Origin of the sequence: Paenibacillus arenilitoris, from assembly GCF_014705655.1 — a bacterium.
Taxonomy (GTDB): domain Bacteria; phylum Bacillota; class Bacilli; order Paenibacillales; family Paenibacillaceae; genus Pristimantibacillus; species Pristimantibacillus arenilitoris.
The window spans coordinates 178,301-201,483 of record NZ_JACXIY010000001.1; the positions used below are offsets into that span (position 1 = coordinate 178,301).

18 protein-coding genes are annotated in these 23,183 nt (G+C 56.3%); 16 read left to right on the forward strand and 2 right to left on the reverse strand.

Going from position 1 to position 23,183, the window contains the following annotated elements; translation table 11 throughout:
• The 11 genes from IDH41_RS00615 (at position 1) to IDH41_RS00665 (ending at position 14,720) form a co-directional block, all read left to right on the forward strand.
• Positions 1-864 (forward strand): carbohydrate ABC transporter permease, encoded by an 864-nt coding sequence (locus tag IDH41_RS00615; RefSeq protein ID WP_190857648.1) that lies wholly within the window; start codon positions 1-3, stop codon positions 862-864.
• Between the two features lie 16 nt (positions 865-880).
• Entirely contained in the window at positions 881-2,344 is a 1,464-nt protein-coding gene (locus IDH41_RS00620; RefSeq protein WP_190857310.1) for a hypothetical protein, read from the forward strand.
• Positions 2,337-2,963, forward strand: a complete 627-nt coding sequence (locus tag IDH41_RS00625) for a YIP1 family protein (RefSeq protein ID WP_190857312.1) — start codon at positions 2,337-2,339, stop codon at positions 2,961-2,963. The genes IDH41_RS00620 and IDH41_RS00625 overlap by 8 nt, the downstream gene beginning before the upstream one ends.
• A gap of 15 nt (positions 2,964-2,978) precedes the next feature.
• The gene (locus IDH41_RS00630) at positions 2,979-5,540 is read left to right on the forward strand and encodes a DUF5696 domain-containing protein (RefSeq protein WP_190857314.1); all 2,562 of its coding nucleotides are present in this window, start codon (positions 2,979-2,981) and stop codon (positions 5,538-5,540) included.
• Positions 5,537-6,448 (forward strand): carbohydrate ABC transporter permease, encoded by a 912-nt coding sequence (locus IDH41_RS00635; RefSeq protein WP_190857316.1) that lies wholly within the window; start codon positions 5,537-5,539, stop codon positions 6,446-6,448. Before IDH41_RS00630 ends, IDH41_RS00635 begins: the two co-directional genes overlap by 4 nt.
• Before the next feature lie 16 nt (positions 6,449-6,464).
• Positions 6,465-7,412 carry a carbohydrate ABC transporter permease gene (locus tag IDH41_RS00640; protein WP_190857318.1) on the forward strand — a complete coding sequence of 316 codons (948 nt, stop codon included), beginning with the start codon at positions 6,465-6,467 and terminating at the stop codon, positions 7,410-7,412.
• Between the two features lie 93 nt (positions 7,413-7,505).
• Entirely contained in the window at positions 7,506-8,870 is a 1,365-nt protein-coding gene (locus IDH41_RS00645) for an endo-1,4-beta-xylanase (protein ID WP_223829332.1), read from the forward strand.
• Between the two features lie 27 nt (positions 8,871-8,897).
• Positions 8,898-10,421 (forward strand): glycoside hydrolase family 43 protein, encoded by a 1,524-nt coding sequence (locus IDH41_RS00650; protein ID WP_190857322.1) that lies wholly within the window; start codon positions 8,898-8,900, stop codon positions 10,419-10,421.
• A gap of 87 nt (positions 10,422-10,508) precedes the next feature.
• A complete protein-coding gene (locus tag IDH41_RS00655) occupies positions 10,509-11,522 on the forward strand; it encodes an endo-1,4-beta-xylanase (protein WP_190857324.1) in 1,014 nt (337 codons plus the stop codon).
• Positions 11,519-13,027, forward strand: a complete 1,509-nt coding sequence (locus tag IDH41_RS00660) for a glycoside hydrolase family 43 protein (protein ID WP_190857325.1) — start codon at positions 11,519-11,521, stop codon at positions 13,025-13,027. The genes IDH41_RS00655 and IDH41_RS00660 overlap by 4 nt, the downstream gene beginning before the upstream one ends.
• Before the next feature lie 298 nt (positions 13,028-13,325).
• On the forward strand, positions 13,326-14,720 hold the full coding sequence (locus IDH41_RS00665) for an ABC transporter substrate-binding protein (protein WP_190857326.1): 1,395 nt from the start codon (positions 13,326-13,328) through the stop codon (positions 14,718-14,720).
• 7 nt (positions 14,721-14,727) lie between these two features.
• Here IDH41_RS00665 and IDH41_RS00670 read toward each other — a convergent pair whose 3' ends face one another.
• On the reverse strand, positions 14,728-15,516 hold the full coding sequence (locus IDH41_RS00670; RefSeq protein ID WP_190857327.1) for a helix-turn-helix transcriptional regulator: 789 nt from the start codon (positions 15,514-15,516) through the stop codon (positions 14,728-14,730).
• Between the two features lie 181 nt (positions 15,517-15,697).
• Positions 15,698-16,717 (reverse strand): LacI family DNA-binding transcriptional regulator, encoded by a 1,020-nt coding sequence (locus IDH41_RS00675; protein ID WP_190857328.1) that lies wholly within the window; start codon positions 16,715-16,717, stop codon positions 15,698-15,700.
• Positions 16,718-17,149: 432 nt separating this feature from the next.
• On the opposite strand from IDH41_RS00675, the gene IDH41_RS00680 reads away from it, so the two are divergent.
• Genes IDH41_RS00680 through IDH41_RS00700 form a run of 5 tightly spaced genes read left to right on the forward strand, consistent with a single transcriptional unit; the run spans position 17,150 to position 23,181 of the window.
• A complete protein-coding gene (locus IDH41_RS00680; RefSeq protein ID WP_190857330.1) occupies positions 17,150-18,487 on the forward strand; it encodes a DUF4832 domain-containing protein in 1,338 nt (445 codons plus the stop codon).
• A 1-nt stretch (position 18,488) separates the two neighbouring features.
• Positions 18,489-19,790 (forward strand): acyltransferase domain-containing protein, encoded by a 1,302-nt coding sequence (locus IDH41_RS00685; RefSeq protein WP_190857332.1) that lies wholly within the window; start codon positions 18,489-18,491, stop codon positions 19,788-19,790.
• Positions 19,787-20,920 carry a DUF4832 domain-containing protein gene (locus tag IDH41_RS00690; RefSeq protein WP_190857333.1) on the forward strand — a complete coding sequence of 378 codons (1,134 nt, stop codon included), beginning with the start codon at positions 19,787-19,789 and terminating at the stop codon, positions 20,918-20,920. The genes IDH41_RS00685 and IDH41_RS00690 overlap by 4 nt, the downstream gene beginning before the upstream one ends.
• A gap of 4 nt (positions 20,921-20,924) precedes the next feature.
• Positions 20,925-22,217: a Gfo/Idh/MocA family protein gene (locus IDH41_RS00695; RefSeq protein WP_190857335.1), complete on the forward strand. Its 1,293-nt coding sequence runs from the start codon at positions 20,925-20,927 to the stop codon at positions 22,215-22,217.
• Positions 22,218-22,221: 4 nt separating this feature from the next.
• A complete protein-coding gene (locus tag IDH41_RS00700) occupies positions 22,222-23,181 on the forward strand; it encodes an ABC transporter permease (protein WP_190857337.1) in 960 nt (319 codons plus the stop codon).
• Positions 23,182-23,183 lie beyond the last annotated feature (2 nt).

A 23,183-nucleotide genomic window follows, 5' to 3' on the forward strand; every position in this document is an offset into this window, starting at 1 on the left:
ATGATGGCTGCCTTCCGGACGCCGAGAAAGCTCAACCGTTCCTTCGCCGTCAGCCTCATGCTGTTCGCGCTGCTTGCCCTATTCGGCGCTTTCATGGCATTGCCGCTCATTTACGCGGTCAATAACGCGTTCAAGCCGCTCGACGAGCTGTTTATTTTCCCGCCGCGATTTCTCGTGGTCAATCCGACCTTGGAAAACTTCTACGATCTGTTCGCCCTGATGGGTAATTCCTGGGTGCCGCTGTCGCGTTACATCGCCAACACGCTCCTCATCACGATCGTCGGAACGGCGGGGCATATTTTATTGGCGTCGGCTGCAGCGTATCCGCTGGCGAAATACCGGTTCTACGGATCGTCGGCGCTGTTCTCCATCGTCGTGCTGTCCTTGATGTTCTCGCCGCATGTCACCGCTATCCCGAACTATATGGTCATGTCGTGGCTCGGCTGGATCAATACGCATGCGTCCATCATTATCCCGTCGCTGGCTTTCCCGCTCGGATTGTTCTTGATGAAGCAATTCATGGAGCAAATTCCCGACGCGCTTCTGGAGGCGGCGAAGATCGACGGAGCGAGCGAGTACCGCATCTATTGGAGCATCGTCATGCCGAACGTCAAGCCGGCGTGGCTGACGCTCATGATTCTGCAGTTTCCGATGCTGTGGGGATCGGATGGCGGGAGCTTTATTTACAGCGAGAACCTGAAGACGCTCCATTACGCGCTGGGACAAATTACGCTCGGGGGCATCGCCAGGGCCGGCGTCGGCGCGGCGGTTGCGCTCATTCTGATGATCGTTCCGATCACGCTCTTCGTGATCTCCCAGAGCAGCGTCATGCAGACGATGGCGACTTCAGGGATGAAGGACTAGAAGGGAGCCGTGCACGATGTTGAAGAGCTTGTCTAACGGAAAAACGCTGCTCCTGCTCGCGATCTGCTGCCTGCTCGGCGCAGCGCTTGGCGGCGAGGCAGCCTATGCCGAGGGGGAAGGAGCTTCCTATAACTACTCGTTCTGGGGGACGACCGTCACGTCGCCCGCAGCCTACCAAGCGACGGATTTGTACAACGGCTCCGATCTGGGCGTGGGCGCATTCAAGGAACCAAGCGATCTGCATGTGACGGCGGATAACCGCATTTACGTGCTGGATTCGGGCAACAACCGGATCGTCATCCTGGATGAGCGGTTCAAGCCGGTCAAGGTCATCGATTCCTTCGTTCGGGACGGGCAAGCGGATACGTTCGCGAATCCGCAGGGACTGTTCGTCACGGATCGGAATGAGGTGATCGTTGCCGATACGGGGCATAACCGGGTCGTTCATCTCGATTCGGAGTTCAATTGGGTGAAGACGATCGAGGCTCCGGAGTCCGATCTGCTGCAAGCGAACTTCAAGTTCCAGCCTGTTCGCGTCGTAATGGATAAAGCCCGGCGGACTTACGTCATGGCGACCGGCGTATTCGACGGGTTCATGGAATTTAACGCGGAAGGAGCGTTCACCTCTTTCATCGGCGCGAACCGCGTCTATATCGATCCCGTCGAATATTTCTGGAAGCGGATTTCGACGCAAGCCCAGCGAAGCCAGATGGTGATGTTCACCCCGACGGAGTTCACGAACCTCGACATCGACGGAGAAGGCTTCATCTACGCGACGAACGGGGATCAATGGGGCGACAATATCAAGAAGCTGAACGCGCAGGGCAACGATATTTTGCGCCGTACCGGATACTTCAGTCCGCAAGGGGACATCCGGTATACAATCGAGACCGGTCCATCCAGACTGATCGATATCGATATCGGGGACAGCGAAATTTATTCCGTGCTCGATTCGAAGCGGGGCCGAATCTTCACGTACAACGGCGACGGCCACTTCATGTACGTGTTCGGCGGACTCGGCAACCTGCTTGGCGAGTTCAAGACGCCGACAGCCATCGAGCGAATGGGCGAAGACTTTGTCGTGCTGGACAAAGCGCTCGGCGAAATGACGGTATTCCGGACGACGGCATACGGCCGAACGCTCAACGAAGCCGTTCGCAGCTATTACCGCGGCGACGAGCAGAAAGCTTACGAATTGTTCAACGAAACGATTAACATGAACGCGAATCTGGAGTTCGCTTATGCCGGTATCGGCAAGGCGCTGCTGCGTCAAGGCAATTACGAGGAAGCGATGAAGCATTTCAAGCGAAGCATGGATCAGGCCAATTATTCGAAGGCCTATCTGCTCCACCGCAAGGAAGTGCTGAGGCGCTATTTCGGAGCGATCATGACCGCGATCGTCGCGGCTGCGGCGATCTCGCTGGCGGCTGTCGCCTACCGGAAATCGGCGAGGAGAAAAAGGGGTGTGACCTTTGAATAAAGAGCTCGTGAAATTCCCGTTCCACCTCATCGTTCATCCGTTCAACGGCTATTGGGATTTGAAATACGACCGCGGCCGGAAATTCAATCTGATCGTCTCCTGGATCGTATTGTTCCTGCTGGCGGTCACGAATATTTTAGGCGCGCAGTACAGCGGGTTTCTGGTGAATCTGTACAATCCGAACGAGATGAACAGCCTTCTGGAGGTCGTGTATGTCGTCGTGCCGGTGCTTTTCTGGTGCGTCGCCAACTGGTCGCTGACTACGCTTATGGACGGGGAAGGGAAGTTCGTTGAAATTTTCACGTCGACATGCTACGCCTTGATCCCGATCGTCGTCATTAACTTACCTTGGATTTGGCTCAGCAACGTCATTTCGCTTCAGGAAACGTCGTTTTATTACTTCTCGAACGCCGTCGCCGTCCTGTGGTTCCTGTTCCTGCTCTTCGTGGGCAACATGACGGTGCATCAGTTCACGGCGGGGAAGACGCTCGGCATTATGGCGCTCACCGTCGTCGCGATGGGCTTTATGGCGTTTATCGGATTGTTGTTCTTCAGTCTGGTGCAGCAAATCATCGCCTTCATATCCGTCATCTATCAAGAGCTGGCTATGAGGAGCTAGGAAGGAGGGGGAGAGATGACCATCAACGCAAGAAACATGCTGCTTGGCTCTTGCCTGCTGCTCGGGCTGCTCGCGGCCGGCTGCTCGGACGCCTCGGATTCCGCGAATCCGGCCGGCGCCGGCGAGCCTGCGATTGCGGCTTTCGAACAGGGCAAGCCGCTTGCCGCCGCCTTCACGGATTCTCGGGCCGCCGGCATGAAGGGCGTAGCCGAGAACGACTCGCTGCGGCTGCTCGCGGACGATCAGACGGGAGCGGTCGCCGTCGTTCATAAAGCAAGCGGAAAGATCTGGCACAGCAATCCGACCGACCGCGACACCGACTCCCTGGCAGCCGGCGTTAACAAAAGCGAGTTGTCCGCCCAGCTCAAGCTTCACTATTATAATTCGTTCGGCCAGCTTAACGCGGTCAATTCCTACACCGATGCCGTTATGCACAAGCAGATCGGCTTCGAGTCCATTCCAGGCGGGGTGAGGGTGAACTACCAATTCGGGACGAACGCCAAGACGGCGGAGGATATGCCGCAGAAGATGAGCGCCGCCCGCTTCGAAGCGCTGCTCGGCAAGCTGGACAAAACGGGGCAGCGGGCATTGATGCTCGTCTATACGGAAGAGAAGGAAAGCGGCGCGTTCGTCCGCAACGACGGAGCGCTCAAAGGCCTTCAGCTGGAGCGCGCGCTCAAAGCGTTCGAAGACGCCGGCTATACGGAAGACGAGCTGAATATCGACATCGCGGAGAACAATCTGAATCAGACGAAGCCGGAGCCGCGATTGTTCTTCGCGTCGATCGAATATACGCTCGACGGAGACAGCCTTGTGGCCAGATTGCCCGTGGAGAGCATCCGGTATCCGGAGGAATACCCCGTGAACGCGGTATCGCTGCTTAGCTACTTCGGAGCGGGAGGGGCGGAGGAAGAAGGCTCGATCTTCGTGCCGGACGGTTCGGGCGCGCTGATCCGCTTCAATAACGGCAAAACCCAATACCCGGCTTACCAGCAGCCGGTCTACGGGTCGGACAAAACGATGGATCGGACGGAAGACGCCGTATTGACGCAAGAGATTCGGCTCCCTGTATTCGGTATTCTGAAGGAGGGAGGCGCGGTTCTCGGCATCATTGAACAAGGAGCGCCGGCCGCGACGGTGAACGCCGATATAAGCGGCAAGATCAACAGCTACAATTACGTCTATCCCAGCTTTACCGTACTGAACAAAGCCGACATGAGCCTGAACGCGAATGACCAGCAGCGCTCGATTCCGGCATTCCAGAAGAAGCCGATGTCGACCGATTTCTCGGTCCGCTACGCTTTTCTGGGAGGCGAACAAGCCTCTTATAAGGGCATGGCCGACTATTATCGGCACTATTTGATTCAGACCGGCGGACTTCCAGAGCCTGCGCCAGCCGAGGAGAAATCGGCCAATATGCCGTTCTACCTGCAGCTGATCGGCAGCATTTCCAAGCAGAAGCATTTCGCGGGCATCCCTTATCAGGCGCTGGAGCCTCTGACGACGTTCGAGCAGGCGAAGGATATACTCACGCAGCTGCAGCAGCTGGAAATCCGCGACATTAAGCTGAGATATTCAGGCTGGTTCAATGAAGGGCTTGACCACGAGGTGCCGGATAGCCTCTCGGTCGACAGAGCAATCGGAGGCAGCAAAGGGATGAAAGCGTTCGCCGCGTTCGCCGAGGAGCAGGACGTCTCGCTCTATCCGGATGTCGCCGTCCTGATGGCCAATTCCGGCTCCGGCTTTAATGAAGCGAAGGAAGCCGCCAGAACGCTGCGCGGAGATCCCGCCGCGATCTATCCGCTGGATTTGGCGCTTAACCGCCGCGACCGGAGCAAGAATCCGTCCTACATCGTCTCGCCTAAGACGGCAAGCGGTTATGTGGACAGCATGCTGGAGGATCTCGCCAAATTCCGGACGGGAGGCATCTCGCTGCGGGACCTTGCGGATCAGCTGAGCAGCGACTTCCGCAAGAACAAGCTGATCGACCGCGCGGAATCCGAGCGTCTGTCCGTGCAGTCTCTGGCCAAGATCAAGGAATCGGGCATGAGCGTGATGGCCGAGGGCGGAAACGCCTACGCGCTTCCGTTCCTGACGGACATTACGAATGCGCCGATGTCGAGCAGCAAATTCAAGATCGAGGACGAAGAGATTCCGTTCTATCAAATGGTTGTGCGCGGGTATATCGATTACGCCGGCGAGCCGTATAATCTGTCCACGTACACCGACGTGAAGCCGTATATTCTGAAAAGTCTCGAATATGGATCGGGCGTCTATTTCGAATGGATTCACGAGCCGAACTATAAGGTCAAGGATACGGACGACAACGATCTGTACGCCGTGAATTACGAGCTCTGGATCGATGAGGCGGCGGATATTTACCGCGAAGTGAACGCGATTCTGAAGAACGTCCGGCATGAGGCGATCACGGATCACGAGAAGCTGGACGACGGCGTATTCCGTACGGAATACGGGAACGGCATGTTCATTATCGTAAATTATAACCGTTCGGCCGTGACGGTTGACGGACGGACGATCGAAGCCGAGAGCTATGCGACGGGTGGTGCGCAATCATGAAATCCTATTTGAAGCTCGGATTGAAAGGGCGGACGTACGCGCAGCAGAAAGCATTCTGGGGATTTCTCTATGTATTGCCTTGGCTGCTCGGGTTCATCTTCTTCTTCATCGTTCCGCTGCTGACGTCCTTGAGGTACAGCTTCAGTACGATAGAAGCCAAATCGAGCGGCATCTTGATTACGTTCTCAGGCTGGAAAAATTACGTCGAGGCGCTGACCGTCAATACGAGCTTTAACCGCACGTTGACGGAAGCCATCGTCAATATGGTGGTCAATGTGCCGCTCATCGTCATCTTCAGCTTGTTCCTGGCGGTCTTGCTCAACCAGAAATTCGTTGGACGATCGGTTGCCCGGTCGATCTTCTTCCTGCCGGTCATCCTCGCTTCGGGCATCATTATGAGCCTGGAGAGCACAAGCTTGGTCCAGGCGATCAATGAGCAGAGCGAAAGCTCGGGCATTCTGAGAGGCTTCGGAAGCTTCGAGCTTGCCAGAATGATGCTGCAGGCCGGCGTCAGCGAGACGATCGTCAATTATTTGACGGGAGCCGTCGATCGAATCTATCAGATCGTCAGCCAATCCGGGGTTCAGATTCTGATCTTCCTGGCGGGCATCCAGACGATATCGCCGCAGCTGTACGAAGCATCCAAGATCGAAGGCGCGACCGGATACGAAGCGTTCTGGAAAATTACGTTTCCGATGGTCAGTCCGCTAATTCTGGTCAATATGATCTATACGATTATCGATTCCTTCTCGCACAACGCGCTGACGGATCTGATTCGCAATACGGGCTTCGTCAATTTCAACTTCGGGCTTAGCTCGGCGATGGCCTGGATTTATTTCCTTGCGATCACCGTCATCCTGCTCATAAGCACGTATCTCGTATCCAGGAAAGTCTTTTATCACGAATAGGAGGAAGGTGCAAGCGATGATCCTCACCCGATTGTTATCGATTGAAAGCTGGAAGCGTTGGTTATGGACAATCGTGCGGCTGACGCTTATTGCCGGTTTGGCGTTCGTCATCCTGTACCCGATTCTTCAGAAAATATCGACGGCCGTCAAGCATCAGACGGACCTGTATTCGCCGATCGTCGTCTGGATTCCCGAAACTCTGACGCTTGAGAACTTCCGGAACGCCATCGAAATCATGGACTATTGGGAAACGTTGTTCAACACGTTTGCGCTATCGGCGACGACGACGATTCTGACCGCCATCTCCTGCGCGCTTGCGGGCTACGGCTTTGCCCGGCTTAAGTTCAAGGGAAGCAACCTGCTGTTCGCCGGCGTGATTCTGACCATATTGGTGCCGCCGACAACGATACTGATTCCGATTTATTTGAACTTGAAGGATTTTACGTTGATGGGCATTATTCCATTGCTTACGGGCAAGCCCGTCAACCTGCTGAACTCGTATTGGCCGTTTATTCTGACGTCCTTGACGGCGAACTCGCTGAAGGCCGGACTCTATATTTTTATATTCCGGCAGTTCTTCAGAGGCATTCCGAAGGAGGTGGAGGAAGCGGCGTACATCGACGGCGCAGGCGTTAGCGCAACGTTCACGCGCATCATGCTGCCGAACGCCATTCCGGCGATCATTACGACGACGCTGTTCTCGTTCGTCTGGCAGTGGAACGACAGCTTCTTCACGACGACGTACCTCACCTCGAGCAAGGTGATGTCGACCCAATTGTCGTCGCTGCCGTACAACCTCGCGATCGAGCTGTCGGGCGGAGACGCCTCCAAAGCCGATCCGTTCTACCTGAGCATGGTGCAGGATACGGGCATCCTGCTCGCCATATTGCCGCTCATCATTATTTATTTGTTCGTTCAGCGTTATTTCGTCGAAAGTATCGAACGGACGGGCATTGTCGGATAGAAAAAAATGGAATCGAACGGAAGGAAAGCGCCTTGCGAGAGCCGAACATATCGGCAAGGCGCTTCCTTCCGTTCTACGAAAAGGGGTAGCCGATTGACCGGATCGAGAAAAGAATCAGCCAAAGCCTTGTACGCCGTTCTGGCGGCGGCATTCATTGTAGCGGCGCTGTTGTGGGCGAATCGCTTTGAGGCGGGAGGCGCGGGAGAGACTCTCGCTGGCTCGCAGGCGGATGACCGGAGCGCGACTGATCCGGTGTCCGGCGAGGAGTCGGAGCATAATCCGAACGCGGAGGAGCAGCCCGAGCTCAGCGCGGCTCCTTCCGCGGCTCCTACAGCGGAACCTGCAAAGGAGCCCGAGCCGGTTCCGTCGCCCTCGGAGCCGTCGGTGCAAGCGGATATTCCATCGCTTGCGGAGACGTTCGCCGATGACTTCCCGATCGGGGCGGCCATCGAGCCTTTCCAGACCGAAGGGCCGAAGGCCGAGCTGCTGAAGAAGCACGTCAATTGGCTCGTTGCCGAAAACGTGATGAAGCCGGATGCCATTCAGCCTTCGGAGGGGACGTTCAAATGGACGAATGCGGACCGGATCGTCGCATTCGCGAAGGAGAACGGCATGGCGCTGCGCTTCCATACGCTGGTGTGGCATAGCCAGGTCGGCGCCTGGTTTTTCAAGGATGCCGAAGGCAGGCCGATGGCGGACGAGACCGATCCGGCGAAGCGCGAAGCGAACAAGAAGCTGCTGCTGGAGAGGCTCGATGCGCATGTGCGAACGATCGTCGATCGGTATAAGGACGACATTGCATCCTGGGATGTCGTGAACGAGGTTATCGAGCCGGCCGATCCGGACGGCATGCGGGCCAGCGACTGGTACAACATCGCGGGCACCGATTTTATCGCAACGGCGTTTCGCGCGGCGCGAGAGGCGGGCGGACCGGATATCAAGCTGTATATCAACGATTACGGCACGGACAATCCGAGAAAGCGGGATCTGCTGTATGAGCTGGTCAAGAGACTGCTGGATGAGGGCGTTCCGATCGACGGCGTCGGCCATCAGACCCATATCGATGTGCATGGTCCGTCCGTTGACGCCATTATCGCGTCGATGCGGAAATTCGCGGAACTTGGCCTCGATAATATCGTCACCGAGCTGGATATGAGCGTCTACGCCTGGAACGACCGCAGAGACTTCGGCGCGGATATTCCGGAGGACGTGATCGAGCTGCAGGCCAAGCGGTACGGGGAGCTGTTCCGTGCCTTCCGGGACAATAAGGCCATCTTGAGCGGCGTTGTGTTCTGGGGCATCGCGGACGATCATACCTGGCTGAACGGCTTCCCGGTGAAGCGCACGAACGCCCCGCTGCTGTTCGACAGGAACGATCAAGCGAAGCCGGCTTTCTGGTCCGTTATTGGCATTTCTTCGCATAGCCGGAAGCAGCTCGGAGAAAAAGAGCAACGATGAACAATTTGTTTTCTTAAAGGAGAATGTATGATTAAGCAGTATCGAAATCCCGTTATAAGCGGTTTCCATCCCGACCCGAGCGTATGCCGGCACGGGGACGATTATTACCTCGTTACGAGCTCGTTCGAATATTATCCCGGCGTGCCGCTCTTCCACAGCAAGGATCTCGTGCATTGGACGCAGATCGGGCATGTGCTGACAAGCCCGGAGCAGCTGGATCTGAGCCGCGCCCCGAGCTCGGGCGGCATCTTCGCTCCGACGATCCAGGAGCATGACGGGAATTTCTATATGGTGACGACGAACATCTCGGCCGGAGGCAACTTCTTCGTGCATACGACCGATCCTCGTGGAGAATGGTCCAAACCCGTATTCGTCGATCATCCAGGTATTGACCCGGATCTGTTCTTCGACGAGGACGGAACGGTCTACTTGACGACTTCCGCGCATGGCCCGAATGGTCCCGGCATCTATCAAAGCCGGATCGATATCGAGACGGGCGCGCGGTTGTCGGAGCCTGCTTTCCTATGGACGGGAACGGGAGGCCAATATCCGGAGGCTCCCCATCTATACCGGATCGGTCATTGGTATTACCTTATGATCGCCGAAGGCGGCACCGAATACGGCCATATGGAGACGATCGCCAGAGGCGAGCGGCCGGACGGCCCATTCGAGCCATGTCCGCATAATCCGATCCTGACGCATCGCAGCATGCTGAAGGATATACACGCGACGGGGCATGCGGATCTCGTTCAGACGCCGGAAGGCGATTGGTGGGCCGTGTTTCTGGCGATCAGGCCGCATGGCTATCCGAAGCGCCATCATCTCGGCAGAGAGACGTTCCTCGCTCCGGTCACTTGGAGCGAAGACGGCTGGCCGGTTATTGGCGACAACGGTACGGTTGGCGAGACGATGCCCGCGGGCAATCTCCCTCTTCAGGAAGGAGCGTCGACTCCGGTCCGCGACGATTTCGACGGGGAGTCGCTCGCACCGCAGTGGAGCTTCCTTCGTTCCCCCGATCCGGAGAAGTGGTCATTATCGGAGCGGGCAGGCAGCCTGACGCTGCGGGGAACGGCAGCCACCCTGAACGAGATCGGGGCGCAGGCGTTCGTCGCGCGCAGACAGCAGCACTTCGACTGCCGCGCATCCGCCTATTTGACGTTCGCGCCGCAGAGGGACGGCGAGGAAGCGGGGCTGACCGTCTATATGAATGAACGGTTCCACTACGAGATCGCGGTAACGAGAATTGCAGGCGAGAGGAAGCTCATCTTCCGCCGCAGGATCGGTTCGTTGCGGAAGGTAGAGAACGAGGCGCCTTGGCCCGTGGATTCCGTCGTGCTGACGATTCTGGCCGACAAGGATCGGTATGCCTTCGGCTTCGCGGGCGCCGAGTCGGCGGCGCCTTACGGGTTCGGGCAAGGGGAGACGTCCTTGCTCGCTACCGAAGTCGCGGGCGGATTCACAGGCGTCATGATCGCCATGTACGCGACGGGCAATGGTTCACCGTCCGATACTCCGGCGCACTTTGAATGGTTCGATTACGAGACGGTCTGATCCTGACTAGGGACGAATATAGGTTTGGCGGGTGCCGGAGTCCGTCCGGCAATCATTTTGATCACGATCAATTGGAGGAGAAAGCAGATGAGGGAATATCGCACGAATGAATGGCCAAGGTTGCATGAGGTTTTCGGGGAGTATTTCCGGATTGGAGCTGCCGTCAATCCGAGAACGCTTGTTACGCAGAAGGAGTTGCTGACGCGGCATTTCAATAGCCTGACGGCGGAGAATGAGATGAAATTCGTCAGCGTGCATCCGGAAGAGGGCAGGTATACGTTCGAAGCCGCGGATCGGATGGTCGAATTTGCGAAGGAGAACGGCATGGCGGTCAGAGGGCATACGCTCGTCTGGCATAATCAAACGCCGGATTGGGTATTCGAGAACGGCTCGGGGGAAGCGGCCGATCGCGGTATGCTGCTGGCGCGCATGAAGTCGCACATCGATGAAGTGGTCGGACGCTACAAGGGCAGCGTCTATGCCTGGGATGTCGTGAACGAGGCAGTGGCGGACGGCGGGGAACAGCTGCTCAGAGCCTCCAAATGGCTGGACATCGCCGGCGAGGATTTCATTGCCAAAGCGTTCGAGTACGCGCACGAGGCAGACCCTGCCGCCCTGTTGTTCTATAACGATTACAACGAATCCGTTCCCGCGAAGCGGGAGAAGATCTATACCCTTATTCAATCGCTGAAAGAGCGGGATGTGCCGATTCACGGCGTCGGACTGCAGGCTCACTGGAACTTGGAGCATCCGACGCTGGACCATATTCGGGAGGCGATCGAGCGGTACGCCGGCCTCGGCGTGAAGCTGCACATAACGGAGCTCGACGTATCCGTCTTCGCGCATGAGGACCGGCGGACCGATCTGACCGCTCCGACGGCCGAGATGCTCGAGCGGCAGGCGGAGCGATACGGACGGTTGTTCAAGCTGTTCAAGGAATACAGCGAGGATCTCACGTCCATTACGTTCTGGGGAGCCGCGGACGATTACACCTGGCTCGATCATTTCCCGGTACGCGGACGTAAAAACTGGCCCTTCCTCTTCGACGCGCGGCATCAGCCGAAGGCGTCTTTCCAGTCCGTTCTGGAGGCTGCGCGATGAACAAAACGCTCATAACCAATCCGATTATATGGGCGGATGTGCCCGACGTCGATCCGATTCGGGTAGAGAACTCCTACTATATGGTTAGCACGAGCATGCACATGATGCCCGGCTGCCCGATCATGAAATCCGGGGATCTGATGAATTGGGAGATTGTCGGCTACGTATACGATTTTCTCGAAAATAATGACGCCCATAACCTGACGGATGGAAAAAACATATACGGACAAGGCTCCTGGGCCGCGAGCCTGCGCCATCATAACGATACGTTCTATGTGTGCTTCTCGAGCAACGACACGCGCCGTTTCTACGTGTACCGAACGAAGGATATCGAACGCGGGCCATGGGAGCGTTCCGTTATCGACGGTCTGCGGCATGATCCGGGCCTGCTGTTCGACGAGGGCCGGGTGTTCGTCTTCTCGGGCAACGGCGGCATTCGCATTACCGAACTGACGGCGGACGCAGCCGCCGTGAAGCCCGGCGGGATCGACCGGCTGCTGTTCGAGACGGAGCGGGACGGCATCGGACTGCGGTGCGAAGGCTGCCACGCCTACCGGCTGAACGGCTATTATTATTTGCTGTTCATCGAATGGCCGAGCGCGGGCAGCAAGCGCCGCCGTCAAATTTGTTATCGTTCGCGGGAGCTGCTGGGGCCGTACGAACGACGAATCGTATTGGACGACGACCTCGGCTATCGTAACAAAGGAGTCGCTCAAGGCGGGATCTTCGATACGCCGACCGGCGAGTGGTACGCGATGCTGTTCCAGGATCATGACGCAGTCGGCAGAATCCCTTGCCTCGTGCCGGTTGCCTGGGAGGACGATTGGCCGGTATTCGGCATCGACGGCAAGGTGCCCGAGCGGTTCGAGGTGGACTTGCCCAAGGCGCCGGCGAAGCCGCTCGTCATCAGCGACGAATTCGATTACGGGAGCAATCGGCTCGCTTTGAACTGGCAGTGGAACCACAATCCGGACAACCGGCTCTGGTCGGTGACGGAGCGGCCCGGTTTCCTGAGACTGAGAACGGGAAGCTTGACGGACAGCGTCGTCCGGGCGCGCAATACGTTGACGCAGCGTACGGAAGGCCCTTCCTGTACGGGGGAGACCGTTCTTGACACGGCCCGTATGAAGCCGGGGGATCATGCCGGGCTCGTCGCGCTGCAAAGCCATTTCGGCACGGTCGGCGTCAAGATGGCGGACGATGGCGGGAAATTTGTCGCCATGTGCGTGAGCGGTGGCAACGGAGAAGAGATAGAACGGGAATCCGTACGTTTTGACGGCGGCATTCTCTATTTGAAAATCCGATTCGAATTCGAAGACAGCGTCGACTTGGCGACCTTCTATTATTCCGCGGACGGCTCGGAATGGACGGCGATCGGCGAAGCTTTACGGATGAAGTATACGCTCGATCACTTTATGGGCTACCGGATCGGCCTGTTCAACTACGCCGCCGGCCAATCGGGAGGCTATGCCGATTTCGATTATTTCCGCTACGAGAGAAGCTGAACGCAGGACGATCTTCGTTTTTGTCCGGCCGCTCCGTTCATGCCATGAAGCGAGAGAAGGATCGGCCGCAAGGCCGGTTCTTCTTTACTGCCCGGCGCGGATAAGGCGGGCAACTAACGTTCGACTGGTCAAGGATCGATGGTGCGATCATAAGTTTCTTTTAGAAATTACAAATCGCATTGATTTCCTCTATGGCCCGCAAGAGGAAGCAGCTATATCATTTTTAATAGAGCTTCATCTTCATCGTAATGATAGCGCTTCGATTTACTTTGCGACCAATATTTAGGGGGAATCGAAAATGCGGAAACGGAAGACGATGCTGCTGCTCTGCAGTCTGCTTATGGTGTTCATCGCGGCATGCAGCGGCAATTCAGGCGGAGAATCGACGACGAACGAGCCTGGCGGCTCGGGCACTGCCGCGAACGCGCCCGAGGCGACGAATGAGGCGGACAACGGCGGCGAAACCGGTGAGGAAGAAGCGAGCGGCACGCCGGAGATGGCGTTCGATACGGGCGGCCGGACGATCAAATGGGTATCCTGGTACGATGAATCGATTAAGGAAGACAATCCGGACAGCATCAAGATGAAAGAAAATTTGGACGCCTTAATGGCGAAGCACAATTTCAAAATGGAGTACGTCGTTGTCGATTACGCCGAGCTGCAAGAGAAAGTAACCGCCTCGCTCGTTGCGGGGGAACCGATCGGCGATATCATCCGTTTGGCCCGTCCATGGATGATTCCGTCGCTCGTCGCGCAAGGGCTGTTCTGGCCGGTCGACGAGTACACGAAGAACGAAAAAGTGTTCATTCAGCAATATACAAACGAATACTCCCAATACGAAGGAAGAGGCTACGGTTTCAGGGCGGGCATTAACGGCGCATCCTCGGGCATATTCTACAATCGCACGCTGATGAATCAGTTGGGCCTCAAGCCATTGCAGCAATACGTGAACGAGGACAACTGGAATTGGGAGACCTTCATGCAAGCCGCCAAAGAAGGGAACAAAGATTCGAACAATGACGGCAAGCTGGATATTTGGGGACTCGCAAGCGCTTCGATTCTCGTGCAAGCCATGGCTGCCAACGAAGCGAATCTGGTCGCCGAAGACAAACAAAACCTCGAGGATCCCAAGACGCTGGAAGTATTGAACTTCTTGTCGAAGCTCGCAACCGAAGGCATCGCCAGACCGACGGAAGGCGGAGACTGGACGGAGCCCGGCCAGTTCTTCCGTCAAGGCAACACGTTAATGTGGGCCAGCAACGATTATGAAATGGAAAACCTGAAGAAGGATATGCCGGATTACGACATCGGCTTCCTGCCGTTTCCCAAAGGACCAAGCGCCGCGCAATACCATTCGCATAATACGATACCGAACTATTTGACGATTCCGAGCGCGGTCGAGAATCCGGAGCAATTGGTCTACATCTACGAGAAAATCAACGATATCGAATCGATGTACGATTATCCGAAGCAGTCCCGATTCGAAACGCTGTTCAGCAACGAAGACGATTTGAACAACGCCAGAGTAGCCGGAGAAAGCATTAAAGTGATCGACGATATCGGCGGATATCCTTCGATGCCTTATTACGAATTTACGGGAGAAATATTGGAAGGCGTTTCGGTGGCGACGGTCGTCGAGAAATATAAAGAGCCGTTCCAAGCCGCGGTAGACGAGGTTTGGAAGAAGCAATAATCGCTTTCTATTTATTCGCGTTTTTCGCGGCGGACGGAGGATAGCCCTTCAATTCCTTGAATACTTTGCTGAAATAGGAGATGTCGGAGAAGCCGCAGCGCTCGGCGGCTTCCGTTACGGTAAAGTCTCCAGCCGACAACAGCATCTCGGCGTTGTTGATGCGTATGCGGTGCAAATATTCTTTGTAGGTGGAGCCGGTGTTCAGTTTGAACAATTTGCCCAAGTATACGGGGTGAAGGTTAAAACGCTCGGCCAAATCGTTAATCGTGATCGCTTCCGAATAATGATCGGATATAAAGGAAGTCAGCTTCTTGATCCGCAGATCGACGGGCATCGCCGATCGGCGATGCAAGCCGCTGAGCAGGCGGTGGAGAATGAGCTCGAACAATGCGCGTGCCTGGATCATATAGAACGGCTGCTTGCTCATCCACACTTGATTGAACTCCCGGATGTAGCACAGAATTTCTTTGGTGATGGCTTTCTTCGTTACGACTCCGAAAGGGAGCAGGACCTCATTGTGGGGCTCGGCCCAAAAAAAGTTGAACGGATACGCATGCATGGGAAAATCCTTGAACGTATGGGCTTCCCGGACGCTGCCTCCCGGAACGTAGATCAGATCGCCGGCCTCGACGGCGTACTTTTTTCCGTTAATGTAATACTCGGCCCGGCCGTCCACGACGAACGTGAGGTCATGAAAATCGATCGTCGCCTTTTGAATTTTCCAATCCGGATAACATCGGCGGTCCGCGAATAAAAAGATGTTCGGAACAAGGTGGGGATGGTACTCAAGCTCCAATCGGCTTCGCCTCCTTTCATTTAATTTTAATATCCTCCTTAACAAATACAACCAGCGGATCGATTGGTTTTTCCTGCGAAATCTCCCCTTGATTTTTCGAAGGCCGCCAATTCGCAGGGAGAAATGAACAAAGACCGGAACGGCTTACGCCTTCCGGTCTTTGTTCTCGTTACCCGCGCGCTCAGGTCGAACTGCGGACGATCAGTTCGGTCGGCAGCAGCACTTTTCGCGGGAGCATATCGTTTCCGTTGATGCGGTCGAATAAGAGATCGACCGCAACCATGCCGATTTCCTTGGTCGGCACATGGACGGTGGAAAGCGGCGGACTGGTGTATTTGGACATTTCGATATTCGACATGCCGATGACGGCTACACGATCGGGAACGGAAATGCCATTGTTATAGAACGCGCTGAGGGCTGCCATGGCCATCAAATCGCTTGCGGCAAAAAAGGCCTTCGGATAACTTCCCGATACGCACAGCCGGTTAATCCGTTCCATGCATACGGCTTCATCCCACATGCAGTCGATGACCCACTCCGGACGGACCGGCAAGCCGGCGGCGTGCATGGTCGCGTAATAGCCTCGATACCGCTGGCTGTCCTTAATGTTACCCGCGCCGCTTCCGCCGATGAATCCGATTTCCTTATGCCCGTTATCGATCAGATGCCGGACCGCGGCGGAAGCGACGTGATGGTGGTCGTAACCGACATTGTCGATATCCCGATGCGCGGTATCGATTCCGACAATGTAAGGCACTTGCTTCCGGATATAGTCGTAGCTTTCCCCGTTCAGCGACTCCATTAGAATAAGTCCCGTTATCGGCTCGTTGAACGTATTGAACAGAATCTTCTTATCCTCAAGCTCATATCCGGTCCGCACAAAGGCGATATCGCAGCCTTCTCCGATCAGTCTCTCCTCCGCCCCCGACAGAATGGACATAAAATAAGGATCGTTGTATTTATCTTTCGTTACGCTTAACACGCATCCGATCTTCATGGCAGGTTTGCTTGCGGGCGCCTCGTTGACGACGGTTTGCCGTTTGGCGTTCGAGCTGATCTTGTAGTTCAGCTGGGTGACCGCCTGCCATACTTTGGCTCGCGTTTCTTCCGTGATTTTATAGGTAGAGTCATTGTTCAGCACTCTTGAGACGGTCGCGATGGAAACATTGGCGAGGCGGGCGACTTCACGAATGGTACTCATAAGCGGGAATTCTCCTTTTTCGATTCGGCATAGACGGTTGATCCGCGTCATCTGTATGCAATATACCATTTTACGAAACAAAATGCTATCAATAATACGAGAATGTTTCACTCTTGTTTTCTAGTTGTTACGTTAAATTGACGAAACAAAAGATTGTGATTTTAAAGGTATAACTAACATGTAATTAACAATAAATAATAGGGATGTGCCGATTTCGTTTAAAAACATGAGGTTCTTGCTGGCTAAATGTGATGAATACTAACATAATTCTTCCGCAAGTTTCAAATGACAGCGCATACTATTTTTTTGGAAATAAAAAAGTGCTTGAAACTTGTCACTGGCATGCTATAATGAACTCATGAAGTTTACTAAACAATTTGCATTAATGACGTAACAAATTGTCGATTTTCTTTGAGGGGGAGCGGTTATTCGATGAACAAACCTGTAACCGTATATCCGGTCATCCGCGACGGATTGCTTCCGAACCCCGGAATCGGATTTACGGCAGCGCCGCGGCTGATGGGGGAGCCGGAGAGGATATACGACAACTCGGGAGTGGAACATGCGAAGTACAAATTTTCGGCTGACAGCGTAACGTTCAACCACCCCGACAGCAAAGTCAGCTTTTTGAGCGTGCGCTGGAAGGACGCAGAGCCCGCGAAGGGCGATTATTGCTGGGAGCGCATCGAGGAGAAGCTGAACCAGGCCCGGTCGATCGGGTGCTCGGCCATCGTTCGCTGCTCCCCTTATGCGCTGAACGAAGAGGACGATATTCCGGATTGGTTTCGCGCGGCCTATCCGGAGAAGCCCGGGTTTCCGTTCTGGCGGGTGGATCCGAATACGACGCCGTACGCCGAGTATTGGGCGGAATTTATCCGGGCTTTCGCCGCCCGCTTCGACGGGCATCCGGTTATCAGCTCCGTCGACCTTGCGATCGTGGGCGCCTGGGGGGAGGGCGGAGGTACCGAATACATGCGGGAGGAGGCCATCGCGCGCGTAGCCGACGCGTATTTGGACGGATTCAAGCTGACGCCGCTTCAGGCGCTGCTGCACGACCCCGTCTCGATGCGTATATTGACGGACCGGAAGGCGAAGGTCGGGTTTCGCGTAGACTGTCTGGGAGATATGGGCGGGTTTCACGGCGAGAAGTGGTCGCATATGACCGACTTCTACCCGCAAAATATTCAGAACTTCGGGATGGGAGACGCTTGGGAGAAGGCGCCGGTCGTGTTCGAGGCGTGCTGGCATATGAACGATTGGTACGTTCATGGATGGGATATCGATTATATTATTGCGGAATCGTTGAAATGGCATATTTCGTCCTTCAACAACAAGGGGACGGTCGTGCCGGAGCCGTGGCGGGATAAGGTGGAGCGGTGGCTGAACAGAATGGGTTACCGGTTCGAGCTCCGCAAGCTCACCTACGATTCGGAGGTGCGGTCCGGCGGGGAGCTGCGGATCGCGGGACTCTGGGCCAATGTAGGCGTGGCGCCGATGTACAACCGATATCCGCTTGTCGTAAGGCTGGCCGGCAACGGTCTGACGCATGTCTTCTTATGTAAGGAAGATCCGCGCGAATGGCTGCCCGATCAGGATATTTGGTGGCAGGAAAGCTATACCGTCCCCGATCATTTGCCGGAAGGCGCGTACAGGCTGGAGATCGGCATCGTCACCGGCGTCGAGGAGATCGGAAACGTGCGGCTTGCGATCGAAGGCATGGAGGACGGCTATTATCCGATGGGTACCGTATGGATTGGAGGGGCGCAGTAGAATGAATAAACCCGATTTTCACACGTTGTTGACGCACTGCGATTTCGATTACTTGCCGGACGGGTTGGAGCGGAAATACGAGCAATATAAGCCCGACGACAGGGCATGGCTCATTCCGCGCGACTTCCTGGGCGGCTTATATGACCGCTATCGGCTTCCCGAGCGTACGCGGCGCTTGCTGACGGAAGGGATCGAGGCGATCGAGAGCGATCCGTCGCTGTTCGCGTTCACCAAATTTTTGGCGGACGACATGTGTACGGCACGCATCCGTTGCGACGAGGCGTTCTATACGAATATGACGCCGGGCTGTCTGAAGCCGTACGCCGAGAAGTATTCCTTCCTGCTGCTGCTCGCCTGCGTCGTTCCTTCCATGGATAGCTTGAAGCGGCGCGGCGTCCCCGAATCTTATTACAGCGAAATTCCTCACCAGTTCCTGAAAGTGCAGTTCGAGAAGCTGGGCCGGGAAGACGATTTCAAGGTGCATGATTTTCCGTGGGTGATGAATTTCTACACCTGCTCCATTTTTCTGCTCGACCGGTTTTATTTTATTCCTCATCGCTTTCACGATGAGCTGTCGATGTACCGCAGCCGCTTCTCCGGCAAGACGATTGCTCTGTATCATGCGGGCGGGTCGTTCCGCCGCGACGGACAACTGGACGGGGTGAACGGCGTCCGCGATGCCGAGGGAGCGTTCGTCACCGAATGGAAGGAAGACGCCGATCGCATTCTCGCGAACCGAATCAATCCGATGGGCTTCGTCGAACGGGAGCCCGTGTCCGTTGAGAAGTCGGAATGGGACGCGGCGCTCCGCCAAGGGGATATGCTGCTGGCGCTGCATATTCCGTCAGGGCCGGGCTATACGCCGGACAGGTTGAAGAGTTCCATGACGCTTGCCGTCGATTTCTACCGGACGTATTATCCCGAGCTGCGGATTCGGGGCTTCTGGAGCGAGAGCTGGCTGTACGATCCGAGGCTTTCCCTTATTCTGGGCGAAGCGGGGAGCAACATCGTGAGCGTGCAGCGCCAGTTCTACAATTACCCGATCGCCGCAGGTGACGCCATGCTCCGCTACGAGGCGTTCGGAGACCGGAACGCCGATCCTTCGGCGATCTCTCCGAAGACCTCCCTGCAGAAGGCGGCCGCAGCCTATATGAAGAGCGGCGGCAGGTTTCATACGACAAGCATGGTCGTGCTGAAGGAAGATATCGATCGGATCGGGACGATGACGTACATCACGCCCGAGGATGCGGCTTCGTTCAGGGAATCGGTCGACAGCCACCTGGCGGGGAGGCCGGTGCAATGAAATGCATGTTTTCGCCCGAAAGCTATGCGAAATACCGGACCGTAACCGTACGGCCGCGTCCGGCAGCGGAAACGCCCGCAGACCGGGAGCGCGGAAGCTGCGACTTCATCGCGTTCGACTGGAGCGAGCTGGAGCCGGAGAGGGGACGGTTTCGCCTTGACGAGTTGATGGAGGCCTTGCAGAGCGCAAGCAATCCCGTCCTCGTCCTGAAGCCCGACCCGCCGTCTTGGGCGCTGGCGGAGCCCGCCGCCTATTACGCGTCGTTCGTTCGAAAGATCGGCAGCAGGGCGGACCGGATCGGGAGGCTTGCCGGCGTCGTCGTTTCAGCGCTCGCAGGCGGCAAGGAAGAATGGAACGCCTTTGCGGATGCGTTCGAGGCCGTGCCGATTCTGGCCGACCTGCATGATCCGGGAATGATCCGCCATCTTCGGTCCCGTAACCGGAAGTTCGGCTTGCTCATTCGATGCAAGGACGAGAACCGGCTCGAATGCTGCGAGGCGATGGCAAGGGAAGGTCTTCATCATCTCTGGAAAAGCCGGCCCGTTGTCCTTCATCTGGCCGATTCCGCTTGCGGTCCGGCTCTGGAACGGGACGCGCTCCGCTGGCATGCAAGCCTCGCGAATGCGAAGCTGGGCCTCGGCTGCAAGCTGGAATTGCGGAGGATGACGTACCCGGAAGCGGTATCGAGCGGCGGAAGCCTGCCGGTTAGGCTGTGGCTGGTCAACGCCGGAAGCGCAAAGTTGTATCGGCGCTGCCATCTAAAGCTGCGGCTGCGGAGCGGAGACGATGTCTGGGAGCTCCCTGTCTCCGCGGACACGCGGGCGTGGCTGACCGGCGATATCGTGCACAACGAAGTGCTGCCGCTGCCGGCCTTGCCGGCAGGTTCATACCTAATCGGCATCGGATTGTTTGGCGCGGACGGCTCGCCCGTTCCGCTCCATATCGAGGGACTCGGGGAAGACGGGTATTTCGAAGCCGGCAAGCTGGAGATCGAGGCGACGGCCGACCGGCTGCTGCATATATGGGATTCCTATTATCCGGAAGGCTATTATCCGCTTGAGGATCCTCAAGTTCCCGATTCCGGGAAGACGGAATCGGGGGCAAGCTCATCTACAGACACAAGGGGGTAATCGAATGAAGCTAGCACTGATCGGCGCCGGACAACGAGGCATGATCTACGCCGGCTACGCGCAGGCGAGAGCCGAAATCGCGGCGGTCGTCGAGCCGGACGACGGAAGACGGAAGGCGGCGGCGGATGCGTATGCGATACCGGAGGAGATGCAGTTCGAATCGACGGAACAATTTTACCGGTTGGGCAAAATCTGCGACGCCGTCATCATCTCATCGATGGACAGAGACCATTACCGCCAGTCGATGGAGGCGCTGGAGCTCGGGTACGACATTCTGCTCGAGAAGCCGATCTCGCCCAGCCCGGAGGAGACGCTCCACATTCAGCGGAAGGCGAACGAAACGGGGAGCAAGGTGATCGTCTGCCATGTCCTCAGGTACACGAATTTTTTCGCCGAGATTAAGCGCATCGTCGACGGCGGCGAGCTGGGGAAGATCATCACGATCCAGCATGACGAGAACATCGGCAACTTTCATATGGCCCATGCCTTCGTCAGGGGCAATTGGCGGAGAAGCGACCTCGCTAGTCCGCTGATCATGCAGAAATCGTGCCATGACATGGATATATTGGCCTGGCTTGTCGACAGCGAAGCCAAACGAATCTCCTCGTACGGCGGTCTCACGTATTTCAAGGAGGAGAACGCGCCTGCGGAGAGCGGCGAACGATGCCTGGACTGCAAGGCGGCTGCGGAATGCCGGTTCGACGCGGCGAAGGCGTATCTGCCGATCCGGGGCCAGTGGCCGGCTACCGTCGTGACGGCGGACCAGAGCGAAGAGGGGCTGCGGAAGGCGCTGGCGACCAGTCCGTACGGCAGATGCGTATACCGCTGCGACAATGACGTGTGCGATCACCAGGTGTCCCTCATCGAATTCAAGAACGGCGTGACGGTGACGTTCAACCTTAGCGGCTTCACGAGCAAGATGTACCGAACGATCAAAATCATGTGCGAACACGGCGAAATTCGCGGGGACGACAGCCTGAACCTCATCGAGATCACCCGGTTCTCTTCGAACGCGGTGGACCGCAGCGAGCAGACCGTCATACGGCCGGCCGCCGTATCGGGTGGGCATAACGGAGGCGACGCCGGCTTGATGGAAGATTTCCTGACCATCCTGGAGCGCGGAGACGGAGGCGGGGGAAGCCGATCCTCGATCGACCGGTCCGTGGAAAGCCATATGATGGCTTATGCGGCCGAGCGGGCGCGGGTCACCGGCGAGACGATCGATATCGACCGGTTGAAGGAGGAGCTGCGGTCGAAGCTTGCGACGGAACCGTTCCCGATTCTGGAGAGGACGTGATGCGATGAGTCCGATTGTCGAAGAAGCGCCGGTCCCCGTCAAACGAAGCCGTCGAGGCGTTTTCTACGAGCTGAAGAAGCACCGGGTTTTATATTTGATGAGCGTGCCGGCCTTAATTCTGCTTATTATGTTCAGCTACATTCCATTTGCGGGCATCTGGATGGCTTTCACGGATTTCAACGTCGTCGACGGCATATTCGGCAGCAAGTTCGTCGGCCTGGACAATTTCAAATTTTTCTTCGCCGGCAACGGCATGGGATGGAAGGTTACCTATAATACGCTGTTCATCAATTTCTTCGGAATCGTTCTCGGTATCGTCGTTCCCGTCACCCTGGCGATTCTGCTGCACGAGATTCGAAGCGTCGCGTTCAAGAAGCTGACGCAGAGCATGATGTTTTTTCCGTATTTCATCTCCTGGGTTGTGGTAGGCGCCATTATTTACGGGATTTTCTCGACGGACGTCGGCGTGGCGAACCGGATCCTCGAGTCATTCGGAATGGAGCCGATCCGGTGGTACTCCGAGCCGAAGTACTGGAAGCCGATCATCATTATCGCGAGCGTGTGGAAGTGGAGCGGGTACAGTTCGATCATTTACATGGCGGCGATGTCCAATTTCGACGAAAGTCTGTACGAGTCCGCCAAGGTTGACGGCGCGACCAAGCTGCAGCGCATTCTGTACCTGACGATCCCGATGCTGAAGCCGGCCATCATCGTCCTCACGCTTATGAGCGTCGGGCGGATTTTCTACGGCGACTTCGGCATGATCTACGGCATCGTCGGCAACAATCCGGTCCTGGCCGACGAAGTGACGGTCATCGATACGTACGTTTACCAGTCGATGCGGACGCTGGGCTTCTCCTACTCGACGGCGATCGGATTGTTCCAGTCCGTCATGGGGTTGATTCTGGTCATGCTGGCCAATAAGACGGCGAAGAAAATTAATGATGGAGAGGGACTGTTCTGATC